At 72.0% G+C, this 25,345-nt stretch carries 21 protein-coding genes; 3 read left to right on the top strand and 18 right to left on the bottom strand.

Features of this window, described 5'->3' with window-relative positions; all coding sequences use genetic code 11:
* Positions 1–13: 13 nt before the first annotated feature.
* From ASD10_RS17675 to surE, 12 genes are all read right to left on the bottom strand, one after another.
* Positions 14–1,537, bottom strand: coding sequence for a polysaccharide biosynthesis C-terminal domain-containing protein (locus tag ASD10_RS17675; protein WP_056612197.1), 1,524 nt, complete (start codon positions 1,535–1,537; stop codon positions 14–16).
* Positions 1,530–2,819: an O-antigen ligase gene (locus ASD10_RS17670; RefSeq protein ID WP_056612194.1), complete on the bottom strand. Its 1,290-nt coding sequence runs from the start codon at positions 2,817–2,819 to the stop codon at positions 1,530–1,532. The genes ASD10_RS17675 and ASD10_RS17670 overlap by 8 nt, the downstream gene beginning before the upstream one ends.
* Positions 2,819–3,553, bottom strand: coding sequence for a CDP-alcohol phosphatidyltransferase family protein (locus ASD10_RS17665; RefSeq protein ID WP_200938366.1), 735 nt, complete (start codon positions 3,551–3,553; stop codon positions 2,819–2,821). Before ASD10_RS17665 ends, ASD10_RS17670 begins: the two co-directional genes overlap by 1 nt.
* The gene (locus ASD10_RS17660; protein ID WP_056612191.1) at positions 3,550–6,435 is read right to left on the bottom strand and encodes a fibrinogen-like YCDxxxxGGGW domain-containing protein; all 2,886 of its coding nucleotides are present in this window, start codon (positions 6,433–6,435) and stop codon (positions 3,550–3,552) included. Before ASD10_RS17660 ends, ASD10_RS17665 begins: the two co-directional genes overlap by 4 nt.
* A gap of 130 nt (positions 6,436–6,565) precedes the next feature.
* A complete protein-coding gene (locus ASD10_RS17655; RefSeq protein ID WP_056612189.1) occupies positions 6,566–6,991 on the bottom strand; it encodes a DUF779 domain-containing protein in 426 nt (141 codons plus the stop codon).
* Positions 6,991–8,514, bottom strand: coding sequence for an aldehyde dehydrogenase family protein (locus ASD10_RS17650; protein WP_056612186.1), 1,524 nt, complete (start codon positions 8,512–8,514; stop codon positions 6,991–6,993). Before ASD10_RS17650 ends, ASD10_RS17655 begins: the two co-directional genes overlap by 1 nt.
* A gap of 98 nt (positions 8,515–8,612) precedes the next feature.
* On the bottom strand, positions 8,613–9,665 hold the full coding sequence (locus ASD10_RS17645; protein WP_056612182.1) for an NAD(P)-dependent oxidoreductase: 1,053 nt from the start codon (positions 9,663–9,665) through the stop codon (positions 8,613–8,615).
* A gap of 31 nt (positions 9,666–9,696) precedes the next feature.
* Positions 9,697–10,887, bottom strand: coding sequence for a hypothetical protein (locus ASD10_RS17640; RefSeq protein WP_056612179.1), 1,191 nt, complete (start codon positions 10,885–10,887; stop codon positions 9,697–9,699).
* On the bottom strand, positions 10,884–12,119 hold the full coding sequence (locus ASD10_RS17635) for an acyltransferase (protein ID WP_200938365.1): 1,236 nt from the start codon (positions 12,117–12,119) through the stop codon (positions 10,884–10,886). The genes ASD10_RS17640 and ASD10_RS17635 overlap by 4 nt, the downstream gene beginning before the upstream one ends.
* Complete coding sequence (locus ASD10_RS17630) at positions 12,116–14,038, bottom strand: rhamnan synthesis F family protein (RefSeq protein WP_056612173.1); 1,923 nt, start codon at positions 14,036–14,038, stop codon at positions 12,116–12,118. Before ASD10_RS17630 ends, ASD10_RS17635 begins: the two co-directional genes overlap by 4 nt.
* A 100-nt stretch (positions 14,039–14,138) precedes the next feature.
* Positions 14,139–15,413, bottom strand: coding sequence for a GAF domain-containing protein (locus ASD10_RS17625; protein ID WP_056612170.1), 1,275 nt, complete (start codon positions 15,411–15,413; stop codon positions 14,139–14,141).
* Between the two features lie 47 nt (positions 15,414–15,460).
* On the bottom strand, positions 15,461–16,351 hold the full coding sequence (gene surE / locus ASD10_RS17620; protein ID WP_056612168.1) for a 5'/3'-nucleotidase SurE: 891 nt from the start codon (positions 16,349–16,351) through the stop codon (positions 15,461–15,463).
* Positions 16,352–16,407: 56 nt separating this feature from the next.
* Here surE and ASD10_RS17615 point away from each other — a divergent pair, with 56 nt between their 5' ends.
* Both ASD10_RS17615 and ASD10_RS17610 read left to right on the top strand, forming a co-directional pair.
* On the top strand, positions 16,408–18,333 hold the full coding sequence (locus ASD10_RS17615) for a methyltransferase domain-containing protein (RefSeq protein WP_157432726.1): 1,926 nt from the start codon (positions 16,408–16,410) through the stop codon (positions 18,331–18,333).
* Positions 18,330–19,115 carry a glycosyltransferase family 2 protein gene (locus ASD10_RS17610; protein WP_056612162.1) on the top strand — a complete coding sequence of 262 codons (786 nt, stop codon included), beginning with the start codon at positions 18,330–18,332 and terminating at the stop codon, positions 19,113–19,115. The genes ASD10_RS17615 and ASD10_RS17610 overlap by 4 nt, the downstream gene beginning before the upstream one ends.
* A 34-nt stretch (positions 19,116–19,149) precedes the next feature.
* On the opposite strand, the gene ASD10_RS17605 is transcribed toward ASD10_RS17610, so the two are convergent.
* From ASD10_RS17605 to ASD10_RS17595, 3 genes are read right to left on the bottom strand one after another with little or no spacing between them, the layout of a single operon-like run.
* Positions 19,150–19,854: a hypothetical protein gene (locus ASD10_RS17605; RefSeq protein ID WP_056612159.1), complete on the bottom strand. Its 705-nt coding sequence runs from the start codon at positions 19,852–19,854 to the stop codon at positions 19,150–19,152.
* Positions 19,854–20,672, bottom strand: a complete 819-nt coding sequence (locus tag ASD10_RS17600; RefSeq protein ID WP_056612156.1) for an ABC transporter permease — start codon at positions 20,670–20,672, stop codon at positions 19,854–19,856. Before ASD10_RS17600 ends, ASD10_RS17605 begins: the two co-directional genes overlap by 1 nt.
* Positions 20,669–21,604, bottom strand: a complete 936-nt coding sequence (locus ASD10_RS17595) for an ATP-binding cassette domain-containing protein (RefSeq protein WP_056612153.1) — start codon at positions 21,602–21,604, stop codon at positions 20,669–20,671. Before ASD10_RS17595 ends, ASD10_RS17600 begins: the two co-directional genes overlap by 4 nt.
* 42 nt (positions 21,605–21,646) lie before the next feature.
* On the opposite strand from ASD10_RS17595, the gene ASD10_RS17590 reads away from it, so the two are divergent.
* Positions 21,647–22,486: a tryptophan 2,3-dioxygenase gene (locus ASD10_RS17590; protein ID WP_056612148.1), complete on the top strand. Its 840-nt coding sequence runs from the start codon at positions 21,647–21,649 to the stop codon at positions 22,484–22,486.
* Between the two features lie 107 nt (positions 22,487–22,593).
* On the opposite strand, the gene ASD10_RS17585 is transcribed toward ASD10_RS17590, so the two are convergent.
* The 3 genes from ASD10_RS17585 to ASD10_RS17575 all read right to left on the bottom strand — a co-directional run bounded on the left by ASD10_RS17585 (position 22,594) and on the right by ASD10_RS17575 (position 25,291).
* Complete coding sequence (locus tag ASD10_RS17585; protein WP_056612145.1) at positions 22,594–23,253, bottom strand: methionine ABC transporter permease; 660 nt, start codon at positions 23,251–23,253, stop codon at positions 22,594–22,596.
* Positions 23,253–24,281, bottom strand: coding sequence for a methionine ABC transporter ATP-binding protein (locus ASD10_RS17580; RefSeq protein WP_056612142.1), 1,029 nt, complete (start codon positions 24,279–24,281; stop codon positions 23,253–23,255). Before ASD10_RS17580 ends, ASD10_RS17585 begins: the two co-directional genes overlap by 1 nt.
* A gap of 71 nt (positions 24,282–24,352) precedes the next feature.
* A complete protein-coding gene (locus tag ASD10_RS17575) occupies positions 24,353–25,291 on the bottom strand; it encodes a MetQ/NlpA family ABC transporter substrate-binding protein (protein WP_056612139.1) in 939 nt (312 codons plus the stop codon).
* Positions 25,292–25,345: the final 54 nt, after the last annotated feature.

The following is a 25,345-nucleotide window of genomic DNA, read 5'->3' as shown; positions in this document are numbered from 1 at the left end:
CGGCTCGTCCGCGTCAGGCGCGCGAGCGGTGCCGCACGAGGTCGACCAGCCCCAGCCGGTCCCTCAGCACCCACCCCGCCGCCAGGTGCAGCACCGCGGCCGTGGCCGCGGCACCCGCCATGACGCCCGTCGAGGAGCCGAGCACGACACGGGCCGCGACCGCCGTCGTGCCGACGACCGCGATGCTCGAGGTCGCCGCGACCCACAGGTGCCGGCCGGCGGGCCGCAGCCCCATCAGGTGCTGCACCTGGTAGACCACGAGCGCGGTGTCGAGCAGGATCGTCACGGCCCAGGCCACGGCGGCGCCCTCGATGCCCCACGCCGGGACCAGCAGCAGGTTGAGCGCGACGTTGACCGCGAGCGCGGCCGACTTGTCGGCCAGCTGCCACGAGCTGCGCCCGCCCATCAGCAGGATCGTCTGCACCGTCCCGGCGGCGGTCGCCAGCCCCATCGCGACGGCCAGGACCGTCAGGGACGTCGCCCCCGCCTCGAAGCCACGTCCGAAGATTGCCAGGACGGCGTCCGGGAACACCGCGAGGACGATGAAGAACGGCCAGGACATCCAGATCATCGCTGCTGTCACGAGCCCGTAGACCTCGCGCGCCTCGTGCCGGTCGCCGCGCGCCAGTGCCGCGCTGACCTGGGGTCCGACGGCCACGCGGGCCGCCTGCTGCACGACCTCGCCGGCGCGGGCGCAGCGCGTCACGACGGCGTACACACCGGCCGCCTCCGCCGAGGTCAGGAGCCCCACGAGGATCACGTCGACCCACTCGAGCAGGATCTCGACCGCCGCGGCGACGCCCCGCGTGGCGCTGAACGACCAGAACCGTCGGGCCAGGCCGGAGCGAGCGTCGCCCGTCGACGGGACGTGGTCGAGGGGGGCCCGGGGGTCGGGTCGCAGGCTGCCGCAGCGCCGCACCATCAGGGTCAGGGCGGCCGTCGTCGCGAGCACCAGCACGACGGCGACCGGCGCGATCCAGGCCGTCAGCACCGCGAGCACCCCTCCCCCGACCGTCACGACCGCGACGACGGCGAGGAGCCTCAGCACCGGCAGCAGCACGCTCTGCAGCAGCGGGTACGACAGGACGTCGCCCAGGCCGCGCGTGACGGCCAGCATCACCGCCGTCAGCGAGGCCAGCACCGCCGACGCCGCGGCCCCGACGAGCAGCGGCCCCGGCGCGTCGACGAGGCCGTCGGGCGTCGCGATCGTCCAGACCCACGTGGCAGCCACGACGACCGCGCCGGCCGCCAGCACCGGGCGCACCGCCACCACGAGCAGGTGGGGGACGTCCCGCGGGCGACCGGTCGCCCGCGCCGCCGCGACGAACCGCACCAGACCCGTGTCGGCGCCGAGCTCGGCGACCTGCGAGACGATCATGAAGGCGGCCACGACCACGAAGTACGTGCCGGCGCCGTCGGTGCCGAGCTGCCGTCCCACGACGGCCGCCAGCACGAGCCCCACGACCGACCCGGTCGCGCCGCCCACGAGGTTGACCGCGCCGGCCCAGGCGATGCCGCGGGACGCCGGCTCAGTCACGGGTGCCGGCGGTGTCGAGACCGTGCCGACGTCTCAGCAGCACCGCTGCCACCAGCATGATCGACAGCATCTGCATGATGTCGAGACCGTAGATCGCGATGATGACGCTCGCGACGACCAGCACGCTGTGCAGGACGAGGTCGACGTCGCCCGGTGCGCGCCACGTGCGCAGCGTCGTGCCCCACAGGAACGTCAGGAAGAAGGCCAGCCCGACGAAGCCGAAGCTGAACATCAGCATCCACACGTAGCCCTGCGTGCCGGCCGAGATCAACGGCTCGGACGTCGACGGGCGGGGGGCGCCGTACCCCAGGAGCGGCGACTGCAGCGATCGCTCGAACGTCTCCTGGTACAGCGACCACCGCGTGCCCGACGAGTCGCCGTACTGCTGTCGTGTCCGGATCTGGTTGAGCAGGCCGTTGCCGACCAGGACGGCCGCACCGATCGCCCCGAGCACCCCGATCGCGAGCACGGGTGCCGCGCGGTCGCGGATCGTCAGCCGCACGACGACGTAGACCGCCGCGAGCGCGAGACCGGCGAACATCCCCCGGTTGGACGTCGACAGCGCCGGCGCGATCATCGCGACCAGGCCGACGGCGACGACGACGCGGGGCAGGCGCGACCGCGCCTGCAGGAAGCACGCGATCGCGACCGGCGTCAGCAGGACGATCGCGACGCCCCAGCTGTTGGCGTACGGGAACGGCGCCGACGGGCGCACGAACTCGACGGGCGAGCCGAACGGCTGCTGCACCTCGGCGAACGGCGGGAAGAACAGGTCGCGGACGTAGTCGTTGCCCGTCAGGGCGTCCGGCAGCAGGAGGCCGATCGGCGTCGTCAGCCGGGTCTCGGGGAACAGCAGCCCGAGGATCCCCCCGACGACCGTGAAGACCCACACCGCGGTCAGGCCGTCGACGATCGCGCGACGGGTGAGCCGGCTGCCCGCGCTGATCGTGTAGACGAACGCCGTGCCGACGATCACGAGGATCGAGAACCGGTAGGTGTAGCCGAGCATCCGCTCGGTCGAGTCGATCATGACCGCGCACGGCACGACCCACACGACGAAGGCCGTGAAGGCGTAGACGCCGGGCACGAGACGCGTGGCCCGGTGGTGCACCAGGTACGAGAGCATCACGACCGTCAGGGCGACGCCGGCGATGACGGTCGCGCCGAGCAGCCAGAAGACCGGGAACCCCCACAGCAGCGCCAGCACGGGCCAGGCCGGCAGCGCGTCGTGCACGTCGTCGACGTGGGTCGCCGGCGTCCGCCGCGTGGTCGTCATCGCCATCACGACCTCCCGGGCAGGGCGGTCAGCTCGCGGTGGCGGCGCACGAGCGTCGCGCCCAGCAGCACGGCGTTGAGCACGGCGAAGACCCCGTAGACCCACACGAACGCCGTGGTCCACGCCCACAGCAGCACCACGAGGTTGAGCAGGCCCGTGTCGGCGGGGGCCTGGATCCAGACCCCGAGGCGCGGCACCGAGTCGGGGCCCGCGAGCGGGTCGCGGCGGGCCAGCTGCTCGGCGAGGATCTGCGCGAAGAACCGCACCGTCGCGACCAGCGCGAAGGCCAGCGGGACGAGCAGGACGGCGTCGGGGACGTCGGTGAACCGGTACAGCCCGACGAGGACCGCGACGTGCAGCAGCAGGTGGCGGCCCGAGTCGACGACGTGGTCGAGCCACTCCCCCGCCGGCGAGCCCGTGCCACGCAGCCGGGCGAGCTGGCCGTCGGCGGAGTCGAGCGCGAAGCCCAGCTGCAGCAGCAGCACCGCGACGACGGCCGACGCCACCGAGGGCTCGCGGCCCGCGATCAGGCCGGCGCCCGCCAGGAACGCCACGAGACTCGCTGCCGTCACGTGGTCGGGCGTGACGCGCGTCGGGGCCGCGACGGCCGCGAGGGCCCGCCCGAGCCGGCGGTTGACGACGCGCATGTACCACGGGACGCCCGCGCCGCTCTTCTGCGCGCGCGCGAGGGCGGCGTAGCCCTCGCGCACCCCGGGCCGCTGGGCCTCGCGGGTCGTCACGACGTCCCCGTGAGGGTCAGGTCCATGCTCATCGAGGGCGTCAGCCGGTAGTTGGAGTGCACCTCGACGGCGATCGTGACGGCTCCGTTGGAGCCGATCAGGCTCGTCGGGACGTCCCACGACACAGGGCTCGCGGTGGCCGTCGCGGTGCTCTGCGCCGACGTCGCGTAGGTGCCGGCCGTGAGCGTCCCGGCGGGCAGGTTGGAGCGACCGACCTCGGTGCCGTTGACGTAGACCGCGATGCCGTCGTCGGCACGCGTCGTCAGCACCAGCGACGTCAGCGCCGCGGCGTTCCTGACCGTCACCTGCTTGCGGAAGTAGGACGTCAGGGGACGGGTCGAGCCCGACGGGACGTCGACGTTGGTCGCGATCGCGCCCGTGCCCCAGCCGAGGGCCGCCGTGCCGGTGCGCCAACCGGAGGCGTCGAACGTCGGCGTCCTCCACGTGGACGGGACGGCCACGGTGTTGTCGACGAGGTACGACCAGGTCGAGCCCGCCGTGACGACCGGGACCGTCGTGACGCTGCCGGCCGGGGGCCCGACGACCGCGGTCGACGCCGAGCGGTTGCCCCAGCCGTCGGCGGCCCGGACGGCGAAGCGGTCGCCCGACGAGGCGCCCGCGACCGACAGCTGGTTGGCGGTCGTGAGGCCGATGACGCGGTCGTTGCGGAGCACCTCGAAGGTGCCGCCCGACGGGGCCGAGCCGCTCCACGTGAGCTGGGAGGTCGTGCCCGACACCGAGACCGCGAGGTTGCTCGGACGGCTCGGAGCCGTGTGGGGCCGGACCGCGAACCGCGCGAAGCCGCCGACCCACTGGTTGGCGCCGTTCTCCTTGACCGCGCTGGTCATCGTGCCGCCGGCCCACAGGGTGCCGTCGGACGCGACCATGAGGGCCCACGCGCCACGTCCCTGGCGAGCTCGCATCTCGGGCGTGAACTCGGGTGCGTAGTCGCCCGTCCGGGCGTCCCAGGCTCCGACGTAGTAGATCTTGTCGGCCTGCGACCACGTGGTGCTGGTCGATCCCGGCGACGTCGTGTCGAACTGGGTCGTGTCGGAGTAGTTCCACTGCTCGCAGTGGCAGCCGCCGAAGACCAGGCCGTTGCCGCCCGTGATGGCCTGGAGGTCTCCGCCGTCCTTGGTGATGTGGGCGTTCTCGAGCGCGAACGTCGACGGGTCGTACGAGAACATGCTGTGCTGCGAGCCGCCCAGCCACACCTTGCCGCCGACCTGCTTGACGGCCTGCTGGTAGCGCGCCGACCCGGCGGTGCTGAACGTCGGCTGCCAGTCCGCGACCTTCGCGGCGCCCGACGCCGTGCTGATCGCCGCGGCGCGATCGGCCGCGGCGCCGCCGCGCATCGTCGTGAAGTAGCCCGAGAAGTAGACCGCCGACCCGTCGTCGCTGGCGTCGACCGCGGTGCCGGTGCCGTTGAAGTCGGGGTTCCAGGCGGTGTCGACGACACCCGTCGACAGGTTGATGCGCGCTCCGCCCTTGGCGTACCGCTCGGACCCGTCGGGGCGCGTGAAGTGCGTGAAGGCACCCGTCAGGTAGAGGTAGCTGCCGCCGACGTCGAGGCCGCGGACCGAGACGATCCCGCCGGTCAGCTTGTTGACCAGGTTCGTGGTCCACGACGCGTCGAGGGCGCCGGACTGGGGGTCGAGCACGACCAGGCCCTTGCGGGCGCTGCCGTCGACCGACGTGAACTCGCCGCCGACCGCGAGCTTGCCGTTGGGCAGGGCCGCGAGCGACTTGACCTGGTTGTCGAGCCGGGGCGTGAACGAGCGGAGGTAGTCGCCGGTCGTCGCGTCGAACGCCGCCAGGTACGGCTGCGACACGACGTCGCTGCCGGACGCCGACGCGCCCTTCTGCACCGTCGTGAAGTTGCCGCCCACGTAGACCGTGCCACCGATCTGCGCGAAGGCCTGCACCTCGCCGGCGGTCTCGGCCGTGCCGCCCGCCCCGAGGCCCGTGACGCCCCACGACGTCGCCAGCGCACCGCTGCGCGGAGCGGCGCGGATCGTCTCGGCCGCCGTGCCCGCGTTCGGGACCGACGCGAACGACAGCTGCGAGCTCATGAGCTTGGGGCGGAGGTAGACCTGCGTGAAGGGGACGCCGTACACGCCGCCGGCGTTCTTGGAGTAGATGTAGCTCGACGCCGACGTCGATCCGGTGACCTGGCTGCCGTACGTGAAGCCCCGCGTGTAGCCGTTGGCGGCGTCCTCGGCCGTCCAGATGCGCTGGAAGGCGTCGTCGGTGCCGACGTTGCGGGTCGTCGCCTCGGCGCCCGAGCCGCCGCCGATCGTGAACGACGCGAGCGGCAGTCCGGCGCCGAACGCCCACGTCCAGCGGTCGCGCGAGTCGGAGCGGAACGTCCACCGCGACTCCTGCCACGTCGCGCCTGCCTGGTCGGTCGCCCGGCGCAGCCGGACGCCGCTGCCGTACGTCGGGTCGTCGATCCGCTTGCCGCCCATCAGGGCCGTGACGGTCGCCGCGCCGAGCTGGCGCGGCGCGAACGCGCCCGTGCCGCTGACCGTGCCGGCGACCTCGGCGGGCGTGCCCAGGCCGTCGTAGTTGTAGGTCCAGTTCTCGCGTCCGCGGCCGATCAGGGCCCAGCCGCCGCCGTCGGTCGTCTGGTCGCAGTAGATGCGCGTCGGCACCTTGAGCTGCGGCGTCAGGATCCAGTACTGGCCGCTGGGCGCCGAGCCGTTCAGCTGCTTGATCTCCCAGCACGAGGCCGCGGCGGTGGCCTGCGTCAGGCCGTCGACCGTCGTCGCCGCCGAGGCGGGCGGGGCCGCGACGACCGTGGCCGTGAGCCCGGCCGCCGCGACGGTCGCCGCGAGGAGAGCCCGCAGGCCCGTGGTCAGAGGTCGAGCAGGTGAACGCACGTGAAGGGATCCTCGGTCGTCAGGGGCGGGCGAGACCTGAGGTCGCGCCCCTTCCTCCCGTCCAGAGGACGCAGCGCGCCGGACATGACGCGGCCCCGTGCACGAGAGTGCACGGGGCCGCTGCCGTCCCCTACCGCGCGGGCTCGGACTCCATCTGCGCCGCCTCGTCGTCGGTGAACACCCGCGACCGGATGATGAACCGGTTGCCCGTGGGTCCCTCGATCGAGAACCCGGCTCCCCGCCCCGGCACGACGTCGATCGTGATGTGGGTGTGCGACCAGTACGCGAACTGCTCGCGCGAGATCCACACGGGAGCGACCTCGGGGGCGCCGTACTCCAGGTCGCCGAGGTGGACGTCCTGGTGCCCCGTGAGGAACGTGCCCTGCGTGAAGCACATGGGCGCCGACCCGTCGCAGCACCCGCCCGACTGGTGGAACATCAGGGGCTTGTCGTGCGAGGCCCTCAGGCCGCGGAGGAGCTCCGCGGCCTGGGGCGTCAGCGCGACGCGCTCGACCAGCTGCCGGTCGGGGCCCGGCGCCCCGGCCGGCTCCCCCATCAGAAGAAGCCCTGCTTGTTCTGGTCGTACGACACCAGCAGGTTCTTGGTCTGCTGGTAGTGGTCGAGCATCATCTTGTGGTTCTCGCGACCGATGCCGGACGACTTGTAGCCGCCGAACGCCGCGTGCGCGGGGTACGCGTGGTAGCAGTTCGTCCACACGCGCCCGGCCTGGATGTCGCGACCGGCCTTGTACGCCGTGTTCGAGTCGCGCGACCACACGCCGGCGCCGAGGCCGTACAGCGTGTCGTTCGCGATGTCGATCGCGTCGTCGTAGTCGTCGAAGCCCGTGACCGACACGACCGGGCCGAAGATCTCCTCCTGGAAGATCCGCATCTTGTTGTGGCCCTGGAAGATCGTCGGGGCGACGTAGTAGCCGCCCGACAGGTCGCCACCGAGGTCGACGCGCTCACCGCCGGTGATGATGCGGGCTCCCTCCTGCACGCCGATCTCGAAGTACGACAGGATCTTCTCGAGCTGGTCGTTGCTGGCCTGCGCGCCGATCATGGTGTCGGTGTCGAGCGGGTCGCCCTGCACGATCGCCTTGACCCGCTCGGTCGCGGCGGGCAGGAACTGGTCGAGGATCGAGTTCTGGATCAGGCCGCGGCTCGGGCACGTGCAGACCTCGCCCTGGTTGAGCGCGAACATGGCGAAGCCCTCGAGCGCCTTGTCGTAGAACGCGTCGTCCTTGCTGGCGACGTCCTCGAAGAAGATGTTGGGGCTCTTGCCGCCGAGCTCGAGCGTCGCCGGGATCAGGTTCTGGCTCGCGTACTGCGCGATCAGACGTCCCGTCGTCGTCTCACCCGTGAACGCGATCTTGCGGATGCGCGAGCTCGACGCGAGCGGTGCGCCGGCCTCGACGCCGAAGCCGTTGACGATGTTGACGACGCCGGCCGGCAGCAGGTCGCCGATCAGCTCGATCAGCAGCATGATCGAGGCGGGGGTCTGCTCGGCGGGCTTCAGCACCACGGCGTTGCCGGCCGCGAGCGCCGGCGCGAGCTTCCACGTCGCCATGAGGATCGGGAAGTTCCAGGGGATGATCTGGCCGACGACCCCGAGGGGCTCGTGGAAGTGGTACGCCACGGTCTGCTCGTCGATCTGCGACAGCGAGCCCTCCTGGGCCCGGATCGCCCCCGCGAAGTACCGGAAGTGGTCGACGACGAGCGGCAGGTCGGCGGCGAGGGTCTCGCGCACGGGCTTGCCGTTGTCCCACGTCTCGCCGACGGCGAGCATCTCGAGGTTCTGCTCGATGCGGTCGGCGATCTGGTGGAGGATGTTGGCGCGCTCGGTGACGGACGTCTTGCCCCAGGCGGGAGCCGCGGCGTGGGCGGCGTCGAGCGCGGCCTCGATGTCCTCGGACGTGCCGCGCGCGATCTCGGTGAACACCTTGCCGTTGACCGGCGAGATGTTCTCGAAGTACTCGCCCTTGACGGGTGCGACGTACTCGCCACCGATCCAGTGGTCGTAGCGGGACCGGTAGGTGACGACGCTTCCTTCGGTTCCGGGCTGGGCGTACACAGTCATGGCTGCTCCTTGCGGTTCGGGTTGCTGTGACCGTAGTCACAACCCCGTTGCCGCAAGGTTGCGAGGGCGCCGCGGCCGGTGCGCGGCGCCCTCGCCCGCTAGACCCGCTCGTCGATCCAGGCGCACAGCCGGCGGACGCCCTCGCCGACCATGACCTGCGGGTGCCAGTCGAGTGCGGCCTCCGCGGCCGAGATGTCGCAGCTCGCGCTGCGGACGTCGCCGTTGCGGAACATCCCGTTGACCTGCGGCTCCGGAGCGCCGTAGATCTCGGCGATCGTGCGGGCCAGCGTCATGATGCTGGTGCCCTCGCCCGACCCGATGTCGTACGCGTCGCGGTTCGCGCCGGAGTGCAGGAGGCCCTGCACGACGGCCGAGGCGACGTCGTCGATGAACACGAAGTCGCGGATGATGTCGCCGTCCTCGTAGACGGGGATGACCTCGCCGGCCTTGGCCCGCTGCGCGAAGAACGACACGATGCCGGTGTAGGGGTTGCTCAGCGACTGACCGGGACCGTAGACGTTCTGGAGTCGGTAGATCACCGGGGTGACCTGCATCGCGAGGCACCAGGCCAGGAGGATGTGCTCCTGCGCGAGCTTCGTCGAGCCGTAGACGCTGGTCGGCGCCGGGACGACCCGCGACGACTCGAACGGCGTCGCGGTGAGGCCCGGGAAGTCCCACTGGCCGGCCTCGAGCATCGCGGCGGACCGCTGGCCGGGGTAGGTCACGACGCCCTCGGCGTCGGTCCACGCGCCCTCGCCGTAGACCGCCCGCGACGACGTCAGGACGATCTTGTCGGGACGCACCTCGTGACGCACCAGCGCGTCGAGCATCTCGGTCGTGCCGACGACGTTGACCGACGCGTGCCGCGTGGCCTCGGTCAGCGACTGGCCCGTGCCGGTCTCGGCCGCGAGGTGCACGATCGCCGTCGGCCGGACGTCGGCGAGCAGGGCGTCCCAGTCGGCGGCCGACGTGACGTCGCCGACGACCAGCTCGACCCGCTCGTCGAGGTCGGCCGGACGCTCGGCCGAGTCGTGGATCTGCGGGTGCATGTTGTCGAGCGCGACGACCCGGTCGAAGTGATCGGGCAGCGTGCGCGACAGTGCGCAGCCGATGAAGCCGGCGCCGCCGGTGACGAGGCAGGTCGTGGTCATGGGATCTCCTGGAGATGGTGGTCGGACACGGTCAGGACGTGGGCGGGTCGAACGAGAGGTACCGCTCGGTCATGGTGAAGATCGTGACGTCCGGGCGCTCGCGGTCGACGATCGCCGCGAGGTCGACCGGCGCGCCCATCTCGCCGACCGGGTGCTGGTACTGCACGGTGCGGGCGAAGCTCGTGCTCCACAGCGGCGACAGCGCGCTGCCGGTCGAGTCGCGCAGGACCAGCAGCGTCTCGGACGACTGCGCACCGGACGTGCTGGTGCGCACGGGCAGCTGGGTCATGTCGACGACGTCGCCGGGCAGCGGCTGCAGCGTGGCGCCGGTGGCGATGCTCGTGATCGTCGTGTCGGGGTGGGCCGCGGCCAGCCGGGGCTGGGTCCAGGCGGGCTCGTCGGGATCGCTCACGCCGTCGGCGGCGAACTCGTTGCGGTCGTCGGTCACGTCGACCCCGGTGATCGGCGGCACGTCGACGCCGTCGACGCCGTCGGCCCGCAGGCACGCGGTCGCGGCCTGCCACGCGACGTAGCCGCCGAAGTCGGTCCAGTGGCTGTTGAGCGGTGAGTACGTGGGCTCGGACGCGTCACGGAGGGCCGCGCGCACGTCCACGAACGGCAGCTCGGGGTACACCTGCATCAGACGGTCGAGCGAGGTCGTGCCCCGCAGCCGCTGCGCCCAGGTCGGCAGCCGGTCGTGCCGCACGTCCCACTTGGCCGGCGCGATCATGACGTAGAAGCGGCCGCCCCGGGCCTGTGCCGCCCGGCGCATGTCGCCGAGGTAGTCGTTCCACCGCGCGATGCTGCTCGGTCCCTGACGCTCGCGGCCGACCGCCTGCGAGAAGTCCTTGGCCTGCGCGTCGGTGAAGAACAACCATCCGTCGCGTCCGCGGACGTGGCCGGGCGCCGAGCGGGCGATGCCGCGCGCGAACGCCGTCTCCGCGGCCGGCTCGAGCTGGTCGTCGCGCCAGTGCTCGACGTCGATCTGCTGGTCGACGGCGGGGGCGCACACCGCGGGCAGGCTCGGCCCGGCGGGCGCCGTCCCGGACGTGCGTGCCGACGTCTTCTCGTCGTCGGCGGACCGCGTCTCGACGACGCCCAGCACCGTCGCGACGATCACGGCCAGCACCAGCAGGATCAGCGGCACGTAGCGCAGGCGCGCCAGGGCGCCGCGACGTCGTCCGGGAGGCGGGGCGGTCTCGCGCAGCCCGTCGCCCGTCATCGGCCGGCCCCCTGCTCCTCGCGGGCGCGCCGGGCGTAGGGCGCGGACGAGTACCGGGGATCGACGAGACGTCCCTTGACGCGGTCGACCGACGGGGCCAGTGCGGCGATGGCCGCGGCCAACGGGCGGGGCGTCCACGACTTGAGCGACATCGCCGGCAGCTCGATCAGGTGCCAGCTGATGAACGCCGCGACGTGGACCGCCACGACGATGACGACGTGGTAGACGAGCCAGCCGTGGTCCTGCAGGCCGAAGAAGGCGCCGAAGGTCATGAGCGGCCAGGCGAAGATGTAGACGCCGTACGACATGTCGCCGAACCGTTCCCAGTTGTTGAGCCGCGTCGCGCGGATCGCGAACCACATCAGCACGTAGCAGAACCCGTACTGTCCGTAGATGTTCCAGCCGCCGACGTCGTAGGTCACGAGCGCCAGCACCAGGGCGAACGCGGCGAGGCGGTCGTCGATCGGGATCTTGTCGCCCCACAGGGCGAACAGCATGCCGAACGCGAACGGTGCGAAGAACATCGCGTTGAAGGGGTTGCCCAGCGCGGGGTTGATCGCGACCAGGTTGCCGATGCCGGCCCACGTGAAGGCGTTGACGATGATGATCGTGACGGCCGCGGAGGTCGCGAGGAACCGGTGCCCGAGGATGCCGAACAGCCCCAGCACGCCCACGAAGATGTAGGCCTTGAACTCGTAGATCAGCGTCCAGGCGGACCCGTTCCAGTCGCGGCCGCCGTGATCGGCCAGCGGCAGCGAGCCGCCCATGCCGGCGATGTTCCGCTGGGACAGGTCGAGCCACATGTTGTGGAAGAAGTACGTCAGCGGCGACTCGGTGTCCGCGCCCCAGTAGCCCGCGATCGAGCCCGTCTCCTTGATCCACGCGATCGGCGCGAGGATGAACGCGGTGCCGAGCAGGGCGAGCCAGAACGCCGGGAAGATGCGCAGCGCGCGCCGCCAGAAGTAGCGGAAGATCGTCGAGCTGCCGCGGCGGCTCTGGGTGATCAGGTAGCCCGAGAAGAAGAAGAAGCCGGCCACGGCCACGCCGCCGAGCGACTGCTCGGTGCTGATCGTCGTGCCGAGGTCCTTGCCGCCGTAGAACCCGGCCAACGGGCCCGCGTGCGAGAAGATCACGAGGAACGCCATGAGCCACCGGAGGAAGCCGATGCTGTTGGCCCGCGGGTCGAACGCCTCCGCGAGCGAAAGGGGACGCGACGACGTCGGAGTGCTCACGGGCGACGACCCGCGCGACGCAGGACGCGGACGGCTCGACGCGTCGAGCGGTACGGCCACCGGGCGACCCGGCTCGACCGCGGGTAGCCGCGGTTGACCGTCGCCTTGATGACCGCCATCGGCGGCAGGGTGTCGACGGCGGCCAGGGCCTCGGCCGGCTTGACCGGACGCTTGCGGGCCCGCCGGGCCTTCTCGGCGGTCGCCTTGAGCTTCTGGATGTAGGCGATCTGCTGACGTGTGTGGGCCGGCAGGTGGTGCGACACGGCCTGCAGCTTGTACTCGAGGTAGGAGTAGTAGATCGACGCGAAGGCGCCGTTGAGGACCTGTCGCGCGTGGTACCCCTCGCTGAGGGCGCCGTAGACGACGAGGCGCTCGAGCGCGTGCGACAGCGTGCCGTCCTTGTAGTCGCCGTCGCCGGGGAACTCGTCGTACTCGTAGCCCCCGCGGACGATGGGCCGCAGCGCCGCCGGGCGCGCGATGAACATGCTGCCGTAGGCGGCCAGCGGCGTGTGCTCGTCGAAGGGAACGTCGATGCCGGTGCGCCGGGCCTCGACCTTCGCCGGCTGCTTGTTGAGGAACCAGCCGTGACCCAGGGTCGGGTACCCGAGGTGGATCACCGGCGGGACCACGATGCCGAGCGACGGGTAGCGCTGGAACATGCGCACGACGTTGGCCGCGTGCCCGGGCGAGGCCAGCAGGTTCTCGAAGAGGTGGCGCTTGAACAGCTCGCCGAGGTTGTGGTCGTCCTGGGGGCTGCGCTTCGAGTGCAGCTTCACGATCAGGTCGTGGTCGTCGCCCTCGATGATGTCGCGGCAGCCGATGAAGAACGCCGAGATGTCGCGGCCCCGGTTGCTCTCGACGACGCGCACGTCGGCCTCGATGCCGAGACCCGTCAGGATCTCCACGATCGCGTCGCGTCGCGCGTGGTCGGTCGTCGTCACGATCAGGTCGAAGGCGCCCGGCAGCATGCGGAAGCGGTCGACCAGCTCCTCGGTCATGTCGACGTAGTAGATGTGCGCGACCGCCGCGATGCGCAGGGGGCGGTCGGGGTCGTAGCCGAGGTCGTGGTCGGGGACGACGTCGAGCAGGCCGAGGTTCGTCGCGAGGTCGCGCGGGCGCGACGTGCGGGCGAGGTTCGACAGCAGCATGTCGACCGGGTATCCGCGCTCCTCGACCATCGCGAACAGCTCACGGGTCAGGATCGCCCGACGCTCCAGGTACAGCGGGTCGTGGAAGAACGTGCGGCGCTTCACGATCGGGCAGCCGTCGCCGATCATCATCGTCGGGTTGTCCATGATGGGGTGCTGCGACGGGTAGTCGGACTCGGGGAACGCCACCCGGCGCCGGAAGCCGGCCCGCTCGAAGTGCTCGGTGAACCGAGCCTCGTGCCGCTGGATCGAGTCGTCGTACGACGTGATCATGGGCATCTCGTCCCAGTACGCCCGGAACGTGTCGGAGGAGAACATCGACCGGCGCACCGAGATCCAGTGCGACTGGATGTGGGCCTCGAGGTGGACGCCGCGCGACTTCTTGTTGTGCACGACCTCGGCGTGCTCGGTGACGCCCCAGAAGTCGATCTCGCCGTCGGCGTCCATGTCGGCGAACATCGGGTCGAACGAGCCGACCGGGCCGAAGAACGTGTAGTTCATCAGGATCAGCTCGTCGTACTCGTCGAGCCGCTCGCGGCCGAACTGCTCGAGGGCCTGCTTGTACGCCCACACGTCGAAGCCGACGTTCTCGCGCTCCCACACCGTGTCGGCGACCTGCGACAGCCGCGCGGTCGACTCCGGCAGCAGGACGCTGTTGGACACCACGAAGATGTGCTCCGCGTGCGACCGGAGCGCCTCGAGCTTGTGGATGACGTAGTCGTCGACCTGTCCACGCGGGTCGTAGAAGAGGTAGAAGATGACGCGGCGCATGAAGGAGCGGGCAACTTTCGTCGGGGAGACAGCCCGCCCAAGATACTGGAACCCGCACCGATATCCGAAACTCCGCGGGTGCGCGGGCGAGGCGGACGCGTCACGCCAGATCGGCGTCGAGACGCTCGAGCTGGGCCAGGACCTGCGCCTCGCGCGGCGATCCCAGCGGGAGCACCGCCATGATCCGCGACCACACCTCGTGGTCGTCGCGGCCGTGCTGCGTGTCGGCGAACGACAGCAGGGCGTCGGCGTCGTCGCTGGCCAGCAGGCACGACCGCAGGTGCAGGTGCAGCTCGTCGCGCAGGCGGGCGACGGCCGGTGCCGTCGACGTCGGCAGCACCGTGCCCCGGTAGAGCGCGACGGCCTGCCGCAGCAGGCCGTCGCCCAGGAGGTGGCGCAGCCGCGCGACGTCGGTGTCGACGTCCGCGCGGACGCGGTACGGACGCGACCGCAGCTCGATCGCGCCCAGGACGCCCCGCAGGCGGGAGAGCTCGGCACGCACCGTCACGGGCGCCGTCTCCTCGTCGCTCAGGGCCACCGCGAGCTCGGCGGCCGTGAGCCCGTCCTCCGACTCGAGGAGCAGGAGCAGGATCTCGCTGTGGCGCAGGCTCAGGCGGGTCGTGGACGACCCGTGGCGCAGCAGGGCCCCGTGACCACCGAGGACCGTGAGCGAGGGGCGCGACCAGCCCGCGGACAGCGACACCGGGGCGAGCCGCTCGAGGGCCAGCTCGGCCTCGACCGCGGCGACCGTCGCCCGCACGAGCGCGAGGCTCTGCGGCGTGACGACGTCGGCGCCGCCCGTCAGGTCGAGCACGCCCAGCACGGCGCCGGTGTCGGGGTCGTGGATGGGTGCGGCCGAGCAGCTCCAGGGGGTGACCTGGCGCGCGAGGTGCTCGGGACCGAAGATCTGCACGGGTCGGTCGAGGGCCAGCGCCGTGCCGGGGGCGTTGGTGCCGGCACTCGCCTCGCTCCAGTCGGCGCCCGGGACGAAGTGCATCGCCTCGGCGCGAGAACGCAGCGACGAGTCGCCCTCGACCCACAGCAGACGGCCGGCGGCGTCGCTGACGGCGACCAGGAGCCCGGACTCGGTGGCGCTCTCGACCAGCAGCCGGCGGATCACGGGCAGGCCCGCCGCCAGGGGGTGCGTCGCGCGCAGCTCGGCAAGCGCCTGGTCGGACAGCGGGATCGTCGCCAGGACCCGCTCCGGGTCGACACCGATCTCGACGCTGCGCCGCCACGAGTCGAGCACCAGCGGACGCAGGGCCGGGTCGAGGCTGCCCGAGCTCACGAACTCGTCGTGGACCCCGCTGAGGAACCGTGACAGCGCCGCGGCGTCCGTGCCCTGCGGCATCGCGAGATCACCGGGTCCGACCATGCGCCCACTGTACGCGCAGGTGTGATGGGCATCACGTCGTCGACGGCTCAGTCGAAGGGGTCGAACCCCGGCAGCAGGTCGTCGAGGTCGGACGGGCTCCGGTCGCCCCGCTCGGGGGTCAGCCACGAGATCGAGACGATCCCGTCGGCCACGGTCCGGGCGTCGTCGTCCTTCCCGCCGACGCGGGCCGAGTACGACCGCTGCTCGGCGTACGTGCCGTCCCCCGCGTCGCGGTACGAGACCTTCCACGGAGACGCCTCGCCGACCTCGGTGAACCGGGCCTCGTCCGGACCGTCCTTCGACGCCACCGGCACGTTGACGTTGAGCAGCCCGTCGCCGCCCAGGCGCTCGAGGCCCCGGCCACCGTCGGCCGCGAGCTCGTCGACCAGGTCGACCACGACCTCGGACGCGGTGGCGAAGTCGGCCTGGGTGCCGTCGCCGGCGTCGGCACTCACGGCGATCGCGGGGATCCCCCGCTCGGCGGCGGCCGTCGCGGCACCCACGGTGCCGGAGTAGTTGACGTTGTAGGCGACGTTGGCACCGAGGTTGGTGCCGGACACGACCAGGTCGGGGCGCGCCGTGAGGACTCCCGTCAACCCGACCATCGCGGCGTCGACCGGCGTGCCCGTGACGGCGTACTTGGGCTCGTCGGGGTCGGGACGCGTCACGTCCAGCGCCCCGGGCGTCGTCGACATGCTGGCGCCGCTCTGGTTCGTGGCGGGCCCGACCAGCGTCACGCGATGGCCGCGGGCGACCAGCGCGTCGTACACCGCCGAGATGCCCGCGGCGTCCCAGCCGTCGTCGTTCGTGAGCAGGATCGACAGGGGCCGCGCCGCGGGGGCGGGCCCGTCGTCCGACGCGCTGCAGGCTGCCGTCGACAGCACCAGGACCGCTGCCGCGGCGGCGACGATGCCCCGGAGGGCGGTGACGGGACGCATCGTGGGACCTCGGGGAGTCGTGGGGCGCGCCGGCACGGGCCGGGGCGCGGAACCCGATGAGTATAGTCGAGACGTCGGTGCTGACGATCGCGACGAATCGAGGATCCATGGGGCGGGCCACTCCTCTGCGCGACCTCCACCCCTCCGGCGGGATCTCCTCGACAGGCGGCCCGGACGACCCCGTCGCGGCCCACCTCCTCGAGGTCGTCGCTGCCGCCTCCGACCGCTCGTCGTGGAGCGACGAGCTGTCGCTGCGCGTCGACACGTGGACCGATCGGTACCACCTGTCGCCGCTGCGCGCCCACGTCCTGCGGGGCCTGCGTCTCGGCCCGGTCGACACCGTGCTCGAGGTCGGTGCGGGCGCCGGGGCCGTGACGCGGTACCTCGGCGAGGTCGCGGCGACGGTCGACGCGCTCGAGGCCGATCCGGGACTGGCGGCCGTCGCGCGCGTGCGGTGCGCCGACCTGCCCGGGGTGGTCGTGCACGGGCTCGCGCTGGACGACGTGCCCGTCGCGCCGGCGTACGACCTGGTGACCGTGACCGAGGTGCCCGCCGGCGACGGGACGCCGGCCGACCGGCTGCTCCACCTCGTCGCGACGGCCCACGCGCTGCTCCGCCCCGGCGGGCGGGTCGTGGTCGCCCTCGACAACGCCGACGGCGTCCGCCGTCTCGCCGGCGGCGGGCTCGCTCGTGTGCACCCCGGCGGACCGCCGCCGCTGTGCGCGACGCGGGCCGAGCTCGCGGACGCGGCGACGTCCGCCGGCCTGTCGGCGCAGGTGCTGGGAGCGTTCCCCGACCACCGTCACACCCGCACGCTGATCGACCACGACGGGCTGCGGTCCGTCGACCCGACGCTGGCCGAGCGCATCGTCCGCCTGCCCAGCCCCCCCTACGACGGCGAGCAGCTCGACGGCGACCTCGAGCGTCGCGCGTGGTCCGAGGCCGTCGCTGCCGGCCACGACGGCGACCGCGCCAACTCGCTGGTCCTCGTCGCGGGCGGGTCGCCCCTCGACCTCGATCCTGCGACCTACTGGTCGGCCGACCGTCGCGCCGACCTGTCGGCCGCCAACCACGTGCGGCACACCGCCGAGGGACGTGTCGTGGTCCGCGAGCGCGCGTTCCCGTCCGCGCCCGCCCTCGACGGCCCCATCACCTTGCGCCCGCAGGTCGAGCCCTACGTCGTCGGCGAGTCGCTGGTCGAGCGGGTGGCCGCCACGCCGGCGCCCGCCGACGCCGCACCCCTGCTCGGGCTCTGGACCTCCGTGGTCGACGAGCACGTCGACGCCGGTGGCGGCGTCCCGTGGGACCTCATCCCCCGCAACGTGCTGGTCGACGGCGCGGGCACGGCGCACGCCATCGACCAGGAGTGGCAGCACACGTCGTCCGACCGACGGTCGACGATCCGGCGCGGGGCGTTCTGGCTCTCCTACGACCTCCTGTTCACCGCGACGACACCGCCGTGGCTCGCCGGGCACACGGTCCTGTCGGGCGCCGACGTCCTGCTGGCCCTCGCGGGCGAGGACGTCCCGCCCGACTGGCGCCCCGACCTCGATGCCGAGGCGCTCGCGATGGCCTCGCTCGCGCCGCGCGCCCCCCACGCGTCGCTGGCCGCGCAGACCCGAAAGGAACGACGAAACGTGACGTACCTGAGCGAGCAGTCCCCGTCGTCGGACGACCCGCACGATCCCGTCGTGGCGGGGCTGACGGCCGCCAACCGCGAGCTGCGGGCCCGCCTCGAGGAGCTCGAGCTGGCCAGGCGACACGACGAGATCGTGCAGCGGGACCACGCGATCGGCCTGCGCGCGAAGCTCGAGACGGCGCGCGCCGAGCTCGAGGCCGTCCGCGACAAGGAGGCCGGCACGCGCGATCGCGTGGTCGAGCTCGAGCAGGAGATCGCGGCCATCCGCTCGTCCACGACGTGGCGGGTCGGGTCACGTCTCGTGCAGCCTGCCGCGAGGGCCACGAGGCGGAAGGGCCGGTGAGCCCCGCGGCGGTCCCGACGACGCCCGTCAGCGTCGTCATGGGCGCGACCGGCGCCGGCGCGGTCGTGCGGGACGAACCCCGCTCGTTCGTCGTCGAGGCGGTCCGGTCGATCGCGGCCGCCGGCGGGCCTTACGAGGTGGAGATCGTCGTGGCGCACGACGCCGCGATGCCCGGCGAGGTCGTGTCAGCCCTGCTCGAGCTGCCGGGCCTCGACCTCGTCCTCGTGCCGGTCCCGCACGGCACGAGTCACGCGGCGGCCATGAACCTCGGCGCGCTGCGGGCGTCCGGTCGGCACCTGGTGTTCGCCGACGAGCGCACCGAGGTGCGCGGTCCCGACTCCGTCGCGCACCTCTCCGCGGCGCTCGACCTGCCCGACGTCGGGATGGCCGGGCCCAAGGTGGTCGCCGAGGACGGCACGATCCGGCACGCCGGGTCGCACCTCACGAAGGGGCGGCTCGAGCACCCCTGGCGCGGGCTGCCGGACGACCCGGCGACGAGCCCCGACCTGTTCGTCGACCGCGACGTCGACGTGCTCGACCCCGCCTGCCTCGCGCTCGACCTCGACACCTTCCACGCCGTCGGCGGGTGGTCCGAGGAGGTGCCGGCCCATCTCGCCCACGTCGACCTCGCCCTCAAGGTCCGCCGCGAGGGCCTGACCTCACGGTGGTGCCACGCGTCCGCGGTCTGGACCTTCGCTCCCCCGGCCAGACGGCCGTCCAGCTGGGAGGTCGACTTCGTCAGGCGCCGGTGGGGCCGCATCCTGGCGGGTCGCACCGCCTGACACCGATCGGCCGACCGACCGACCGACCGAACGCCTACGGCACGTCGTCGTGGCTCCAGGTCACGCCCTCGCGCACGACGCGGGCCGGCCAGCCGGCCACGACGGTGTGCGGCGGCACCTTCTGGCCCCGCACGACGCTGCGCATGCCGACGACGGATCCCTCGCCGATCTCGGCGTGGCCCGTCACGACGGCGTCGCGCCCGAGCCACACGTGGGCCCCGAGGCGGATGTGCGCGCCGAACGGGTTGAGCCGCTCCCCCGTCGCGAGGTCCTCGAGCCGGTGCATGTCGTCGGTCGCGACGTAGACGTCGGCCGCCCACAGCTGGTCGGGGCCGGCGACGACGCTGCCGCCGTTGCGGGCGTCGACGATCGCGCTGCGGGTCGCGACGAGCGGTCCGCTCAGCACGACGCTCGAACCGGCGCCGCAGTAGATCTCGCCGGCCGTGAGCTTGCAGTCCTGTCCGACGAAGACCGTCGCGCCGTCGCCGCCGACCAGCAGCGACGACAGCCACTCGAGGGGGGACGCGATCGCGATCAGCACGTCGCGCACCGGGTACAGGCCGAGCGAGGCCACGACGTGGTCGGGCAGGTGGGCACCGGGGGCGAGGGCCAGGACGTTGCCGAGGTCGTGCCACCAGCCGGGCAAGCCGTCGGTGACGACCTGCCAGTCCGTCGTCCCCGCACCGTCCGGCTCGACGCCGGCCGCGCGCAGGCGGGCGCGGAGCGCGGACGTCGGCATCAGGCGTCCCGCCGCACGAACAGGGCGTAGGCGCCCGCCAGCAGCGCGCCCACGAACACGCCCATCACCAGACCGCCGCCGACGGCCCCGAACGGATCGGCGCCGATGGCCCGCTGCACGAGCCCGTCGACCGACGACTGCACGAACATCTGGCTGCCGGCGTCGTACGGCAGGTACTTCAGGATCACGGTGATGCCGCCACCGCCGCGGGGGTCGTCCGAGTTGGTCTTGATGATCACGACGGCGCTCTGGACGATGAACTCGAGCAGGCTCGGGACCAGCATCAGGGCGGCGACGGCCGCGGTCTGGTTGCGCAGCAGCGCCGCGAACGCCAGCCCCGACAGCGCGAAGAGGGTCGTGTAGAGGACGATGCCGACGGTCTGCTCGACGAACGCCCCCGTCGTCGGCATGTCGAGGCCGAAGAAGGCGATCGTGGCCAGCGCGATCGCGACGCACAGCAGCGCCGTCACGGCCGCGACCACGGCCGTCGAGACGACCTTGGCGACGAAGACGTGCGTCCGCACCGGGATGGCCGTCAGGGTCGCGCGGATCATGCCGTGGCGGTACTCGTGGCCCATCGAGAAGACGCCGAGCAGGCCCACGATGTAGGCCATGACGAGCGGCGCACCGGTCGACCCGCCGATCGTGGCGAGGACCTCGAACGTCTCGTCACCGCCGCCGAAGGTCGACGACGTCGCGAGCGACAGCGCGATCAGCACCGCGAAGACCAGCTGGAACACCAGCGCGGACCCGACCAGCCAGTACGTCGAGCCGATCGTGCGCAGCCGCACGTACTCGTAGCGCAGCGCGTCGATCATGACCGGCCGCCCTGCTCGTCGTCGCGTCCCCCGACGCCGCGGAACTCCTCCGACAGCCCGGTCGCCTCGAGGAACGCCTCCTCGAGGGTCGCCTCACGGGTCGTCAGCTGGTGCAGTCGGACGCCCGCCGCGTGCGCGGCGTCGCCGACCTGCTCGGCCGTCGCCCCGCGGACGACGACGGTGTCGGCGTCGCGGCTGACGCTCGCGCCGATCGCCTCGAGCGCGGGGCCGAGCGTCGCGAGGTCGGGGGTGCGCACCGTGACCGAGCCGAGCGAGCTGTGCGAGATGAAGTCGTGCACGGGACCGTTGGCCAGCATCCGCCCGCGCCCGATGACCACGAGCTCGTCGGCCAGCAGGGCCATCTCCTGCAACAGGTGGCTCGACACGAACACCGAGCGTCCCTGCGCCGCGAGGTGCTTCAGCAGGGTGCGCAGCCACGTGATGCCCTGCGGGTCGAGCCCGTTGCTCGGCTCGTCGAGGATCAGGGTGTGCGGATCGCCCAGCAGCGCCGCCGCGATCCCGAGCCGCTGGCCCATGCCGAGGCTGAACTTGCCCGGACGGCCGCCGCTGACGCCCGTGAGCCCCACCATCTCCATGACCTCGTCGACCCGGCGGTCGTCGATGCGGTTGGGGGCGGCCAGCATGCGCAGGTGGTTGCGGGCACGCCGCGTCGGGTGGAACGGCTTGGCCTCGAGCAGCGCGCCGACGTGCCGCATGGGGTGGTCGAGGCTCGCGAACGGGACACCGTCGAACGTCGTCTGGCCGTCGCCGCTGTCGAGCCCCAGCATGAGCCGCATCGTGGTCGACTTGCCCGATCCGTTCGGCCCGAGGAAGCCCGTGACGCTGCCGGGACGCACCGTGAACGACAGGTCGTCGACCGCGCGGTGGGAGCCGAAGGTCTTGCCGAGCGACCGAGCCTCGATGAGCGCCATGCCTCCACCCTGCCACGACCCCCGACGGCATACGGTTCAGGCATGACCGAACCAGTGGTGCGCCCGATCGAGGACGGGGTCGCGACCGACCTGCGCGGCGAGCTGACGTATGCCGGCTACCTGCACCTGCCGACCCTGCTGTCGGCCCAGCAGCCCGTCTCCGACCACCACGACGAGATGCTGTTCATCGTCCAGCACCAGGTCACCGAGCTGTGGCTCAAGCAGCTGATCCACGAGCTGCGGTCGGCGATCGCGCTGATCGAGTCCGACGACCTGTCGCCGGCGCTGAAGCGGCTGGCACGGGTCAAGGCGATCCAGCGCCAGATGTTCGAGCAGTGGGCGGTGCTCGCGACGCTCACGCCGGTCGAGTACGTCCAGTTCAGGGACTCGCTCGGCAGGGCGTCGGGCTTCCAGTCGCCCCAGTACCGCACCGTCGAGTTCCTGCTCGGCAACAAGAACCCGGCGATGATCGCGGTGTTCGACCACGACCCGGTGCTGCGCGACGCGCTGCTCGCCGACCTGGCTGCCCCGAGCGTCTACGACGCGTTCCTGCGGTTCCTCGCGCGTCGCGGGCACGACGTGCCCGCCGCGGTGCTCGACCGCGACCTGGCGCAGCCGTACGTCGCCCACCCGGGCGTGACCGAGGTGCTGCGGCGCGTCTACGCCGACCCCGACACCCACTGGGACGCGTACGAGATGTGCGAGGAGCTCGTCGACGTCGAGGAGAGCTTCCAGCTGTGGCGCTTCCGGCACATGAAGACCGTGGAGCGCATCATCGGCTTCAAGCGCGGCACGGGCGGCTCCTCGGGCGTGGGCTTCCTGCAGAAGGCCCTCGAGCTGACGTTCTTCCCCGAGCTGCGGGACGTCCGCACCCAGCTCTGACCCCGATCCGCTCCCGATCCGCGAGTGGTGCGCCCCGGACATTCTGGGACGGCGTGTCCGACCACGGTGCGCCGCTCGGGGACGGGAACGCACCACTCGCGGAGCGGCTAGCGGCGCAGCACCCTGCGCGCCCAGGCGTTGCCGGCGAACTGACCGATCTGGACGATCACGATGATGACCAGGATCGCGACGGCCGTGACGGTCCAGTCGAACTGCCGCAGGCCGTACGTCAGCGCGACGTAGCCCAGCGAGTGCACGCCGATGATGCCCACGATCGCGGTCATGTCGACGATCGCGACCAGCGCGTACGTGAACCCGAGGATCAGCGATCCGCGGGCCTCCGGCAGCAGCACCGTCCAGACGACGCGCCACCGGCTCGCCCCCATCGCGCGGGCCGCCTCGAGCACGCCGGGGTCGACCGCCACGAGGTTCTGCTCGACGATGCGGGCGATGCCGAACGTCGATCCGAACACGACGGCCACCAGCGCGTGCCCCTCGCTGATGCCCGAGATGCCGAACCACCGCGACACGGGCTGCAGCGCGATCGCGAGCAGCACGAACGGGATGGGCCGCATGAAGTTCACCGCGACGTTGAGGCCCAGGCTGACGGGCCTGCTCGGCAGGATGCCGCGGGTGCGCGAGACGTAGAGCGCCGTGCCGATCAGCAGCCCCAGGGCGCCGCCGATCAGCAGGCCACCCGCAGCGAGCCGCAGCGTCACGATGAGCCCCTCGACGAACTCGGGACGCAGCTCCCAGACGCGATCCATCACGCCACCTCCGTCGTCTCGACCAGGGCCGTGACGGCGGCCACGGCCTCGTCGACCGCTGCCGGGTCACCGCGCAGCTCGAGCGTCAGGTGACCGAACGAACGGCCACGAACGTCCTCGATCCCGCCGAAGACGAGCTCGAACTCGACGCCGCGGCCGATGATCTCGGCGAACACCGCGGACTGGCTGACCGACTCGTCGCGGAACGACAGCGTCAGCAGGCGTCCGGAGTGCGTGCGGCGCAGGCCCTCGAGCGCGACGGCGTCCGGCACCGCGTCGACCAGCGTCGACACGAACCGTCGCGTGGCCTGCTCCTGCGGCGCCGAGAAGATGTCGAACACCGGGCCCTGCTCGACGATGCGGCCCTGCTCCATCACGACGACCCGGTCGGCGATGGTCTTGACGACGTCCATCTCGTGCGTGATCACGACGATCGTGATGCCGAGCTCGGTGTTGACCTTCTTGAGCAGCCGCAGCACCTCGACCGTCGTCTCGGGGTCGAGGGCGCTCGTCGCCTCGTCGGCCAGCAGGATCTTCGGCGACGTCGCCAGCGCCCGGGCGATGCCGACGCGCTGCTTCTGCCCGCCCGACAGCTCCTCGGGCCACGCGTGCGCCTTGTCGGCCAGGCCGACGAAGGTGAGCAGGTCGGAGATGCGCCGTTGGTGCTCGGCCTTGGGCACCTTCGCGACCTCGAGCGGGTACGCGACGTTGCCCCAGACCGTGCGCGACTGCAGCAGGTTGAACTGCTGGAAGATCATGCCGATCCCGAGCCGGACCTTCTGCAGCTGTCGCTCGCGCAGCGTCGTCAGGTCGGTTCCGTCGACCAGCAGCCGGCCCGACGTCGTGGGCTCGAGCGCGTTGACGAGGCGCACGAGCGTCGACTTGCCGGCGCCCGAGTAGCCGACGATGCCGACGATCTCTCCCGCCTCGACGGACAGGTCGACGTCGCGGACCGCGTGGACGGGGTCGCCGCCCTTGCGGGTCGGGGGGAACGTCTTCGAGACGCCCTGGAGCTCGATGAGTGTCATGCGGGTGTCCTCCTCGGACGCGGGCGGTCCCGGGGCGCAGGATCGCTGCGCCCCGGGACCGCTCGGGTGGGTCACTTGCTGGCTTCGGTGTCCTTCTCGACCGAGGCGAGCAGCGACTGCAGATCGGCGGCGGGCTCCTTGGTGAGCACCGCGGTGCCGCCGGAGACGTCCTGGAGACCGTCGGTCACGGCCTTGGTGTCCTGGAAGATCTCGACGAGCTTCAGGTACGTCGCGTCGTCCTTGTCGGCGGCGCGGGCCGCGAAGACGTTGACGTACGGGGCGGCACCCGGCTCGGACGGACCGTCCTTGGCGATCGCGTCGTCGAACGTCAGGCCGGCCTTCTCGACGAAGTCGTTGTTGATGATCGCGGCCGCGACGTCGTCGAGGCTCGTGGCCGTGATGTCGGCCGACAGGTCGGTGACCTTGACCTTGGACGCGTCGGTGTCGACGTCGGCGAGGTCGGAGAAGATCGTGCCGCCGTCCTTCAGCGTGATGAGTCCGGCGGTCTGCAGCAGCCGCAGGCCGCGGGCCTGGTTGCTGGCGTCGTCCGGCACCGCGACGGTCGAGCCGGCGGGGATGTCGTCGGGCGACGTGTACTCCTTGGAGTACAGGCCGAGGGGGTAGACCGCCGTCGAGCCGACCGGCGTCAGGTCCTTGCCGTTCGAGACGTTGTAGTCGGCGAGGTAGACCAGGTGCTGGAACTGGTTGAGGTCGAGCTCGTCGGCGTCGAGGGCCGGGTTGGGCTGCGTGTAGTCGGTGAAGTCGACGATGTCGACCGAGATGCCCTCGTCGGCGGCGGCCTTCCGGTAGACGTCCCAGTACGGGTCGCTCGCGCCGACGACGCCGATGCGGACGGTCTTGCCGCTGGTGCCGGCGGCCGACGAGGAGTCGTCGTCGCCGGAGGTCAGGGCGTAGGCGACGGCCGCGACGATCGCGATGACGACGATCGCGACGACGGCGATCAGGCCGCCGCGCTTCTTCTTCGGTGCCTCGATGAGCTGGTCGGACATGGTGGTTCCTTTCGTGCCGGCTCGTGGCCGGAGGTGCTGGCGGCGGGCGGTGTG

This window comes from Aeromicrobium sp. Root472D3 (assembly GCF_001426485.1).
Lineage (GTDB): Bacteria > Actinomycetota > Actinomycetes > Propionibacteriales > Nocardioidaceae > Aeromicrobium.
This window is presented reverse-complemented; position numbering and strand designations above follow the sequence as displayed.

What these genes read in the sequence shown, in the direction of transcription:
- ASD10_RS17585 (WP_056612145.1), bottom strand. Translation starts at nt 23,253, where the DNA reads ATGGATCGCGTCTGGGAGCTGCGTCCCGAGTTCGTCGAGGGGCTCATC.
- ASD10_RS17595 (WP_056612153.1), bottom strand. Translation starts at nt 21,604, where the DNA reads ATGGCGCTCATCGAGGCTCGGTCGCTCGGCAAGACCTTCGGCTCCCAC.
- ASD10_RS17630 (WP_056612173.1), bottom strand. Translation starts at nt 14,038, where the DNA reads ATGCGCCGCGTCATCTTCTACCTCTTCTACGACCCGCGTGGACAGGTC.
- ASD10_RS17670 (WP_056612194.1), bottom strand. Translation starts at nt 2,819, where the DNA reads ATGGCGATGACGACCACGCGGCGGACGCCGGCGACCCACGTCGACGAC.
- ASD10_RS17650 (WP_056612186.1), bottom strand. Translation starts at nt 8,514, where the DNA reads ATGACTGTGTACGCCCAGCCCGGAACCGAAGGAAGCGTCGTCACCTAC.
- ASD10_RS17625 (WP_056612170.1), bottom strand. Translation starts at nt 15,413, where the DNA reads ATGGTCGGACCCGGTGATCTCGCGATGCCGCAGGGCACGGACGCCGCG.
- ASD10_RS17640 (WP_056612179.1), bottom strand. Translation starts at nt 10,887, where the DNA reads ATGACGGGCGACGGGCTGCGCGAGACCGCCCCGCCTCCCGGACGACGT.
- ASD10_RS17645 (WP_056612182.1), bottom strand. Translation starts at nt 9,665, where the DNA reads ATGACCACGACCTGCCTCGTCACCGGCGGCGCCGGCTTCATCGGCTGC.
- ASD10_RS17590 (WP_056612148.1), top strand. Translation starts at nt 21,647, where the DNA reads ATGACCGAACCAGTGGTGCGCCCGATCGAGGACGGGGTCGCGACCGAC.
- ASD10_RS17615 (WP_157432726.1), top strand. Translation starts at nt 16,408, where the DNA reads ATGAGTATAGTCGAGACGTCGGTGCTGACGATCGCGACGAATCGAGGA.
- ASD10_RS17575 (WP_056612139.1), bottom strand. Translation starts at nt 25,291, where the DNA reads ATGTCCGACCAGCTCATCGAGGCACCGAAGAAGAAGCGCGGCGGCCTG.
- ASD10_RS17600 (WP_056612156.1), bottom strand. Translation starts at nt 20,672, where the DNA reads ATGATCGACGCGCTGCGCTACGAGTACGTGCGGCTGCGCACGATCGGC.
- ASD10_RS17605 (WP_056612159.1), bottom strand. Translation starts at nt 19,854, where the DNA reads ATGCCGACGTCCGCGCTCCGCGCCCGCCTGCGCGCGGCCGGCGTCGAG.
- ASD10_RS17580 (WP_056612142.1), bottom strand. Translation starts at nt 24,281, where the DNA reads ATGACACTCATCGAGCTCCAGGGCGTCTCGAAGACGTTCCCCCCGACC.
- surE (WP_056612168.1), bottom strand. Translation starts at nt 16,351, where the DNA reads ATGCGTCCCGTCACCGCCCTCCGGGGCATCGTCGCCGCCGCGGCAGCG.
- ASD10_RS17655 (WP_056612189.1), bottom strand. Translation starts at nt 6,991, where the DNA reads ATGGGGGAGCCGGCCGGGGCGCCGGGCCCCGACCGGCAGCTGGTCGAG.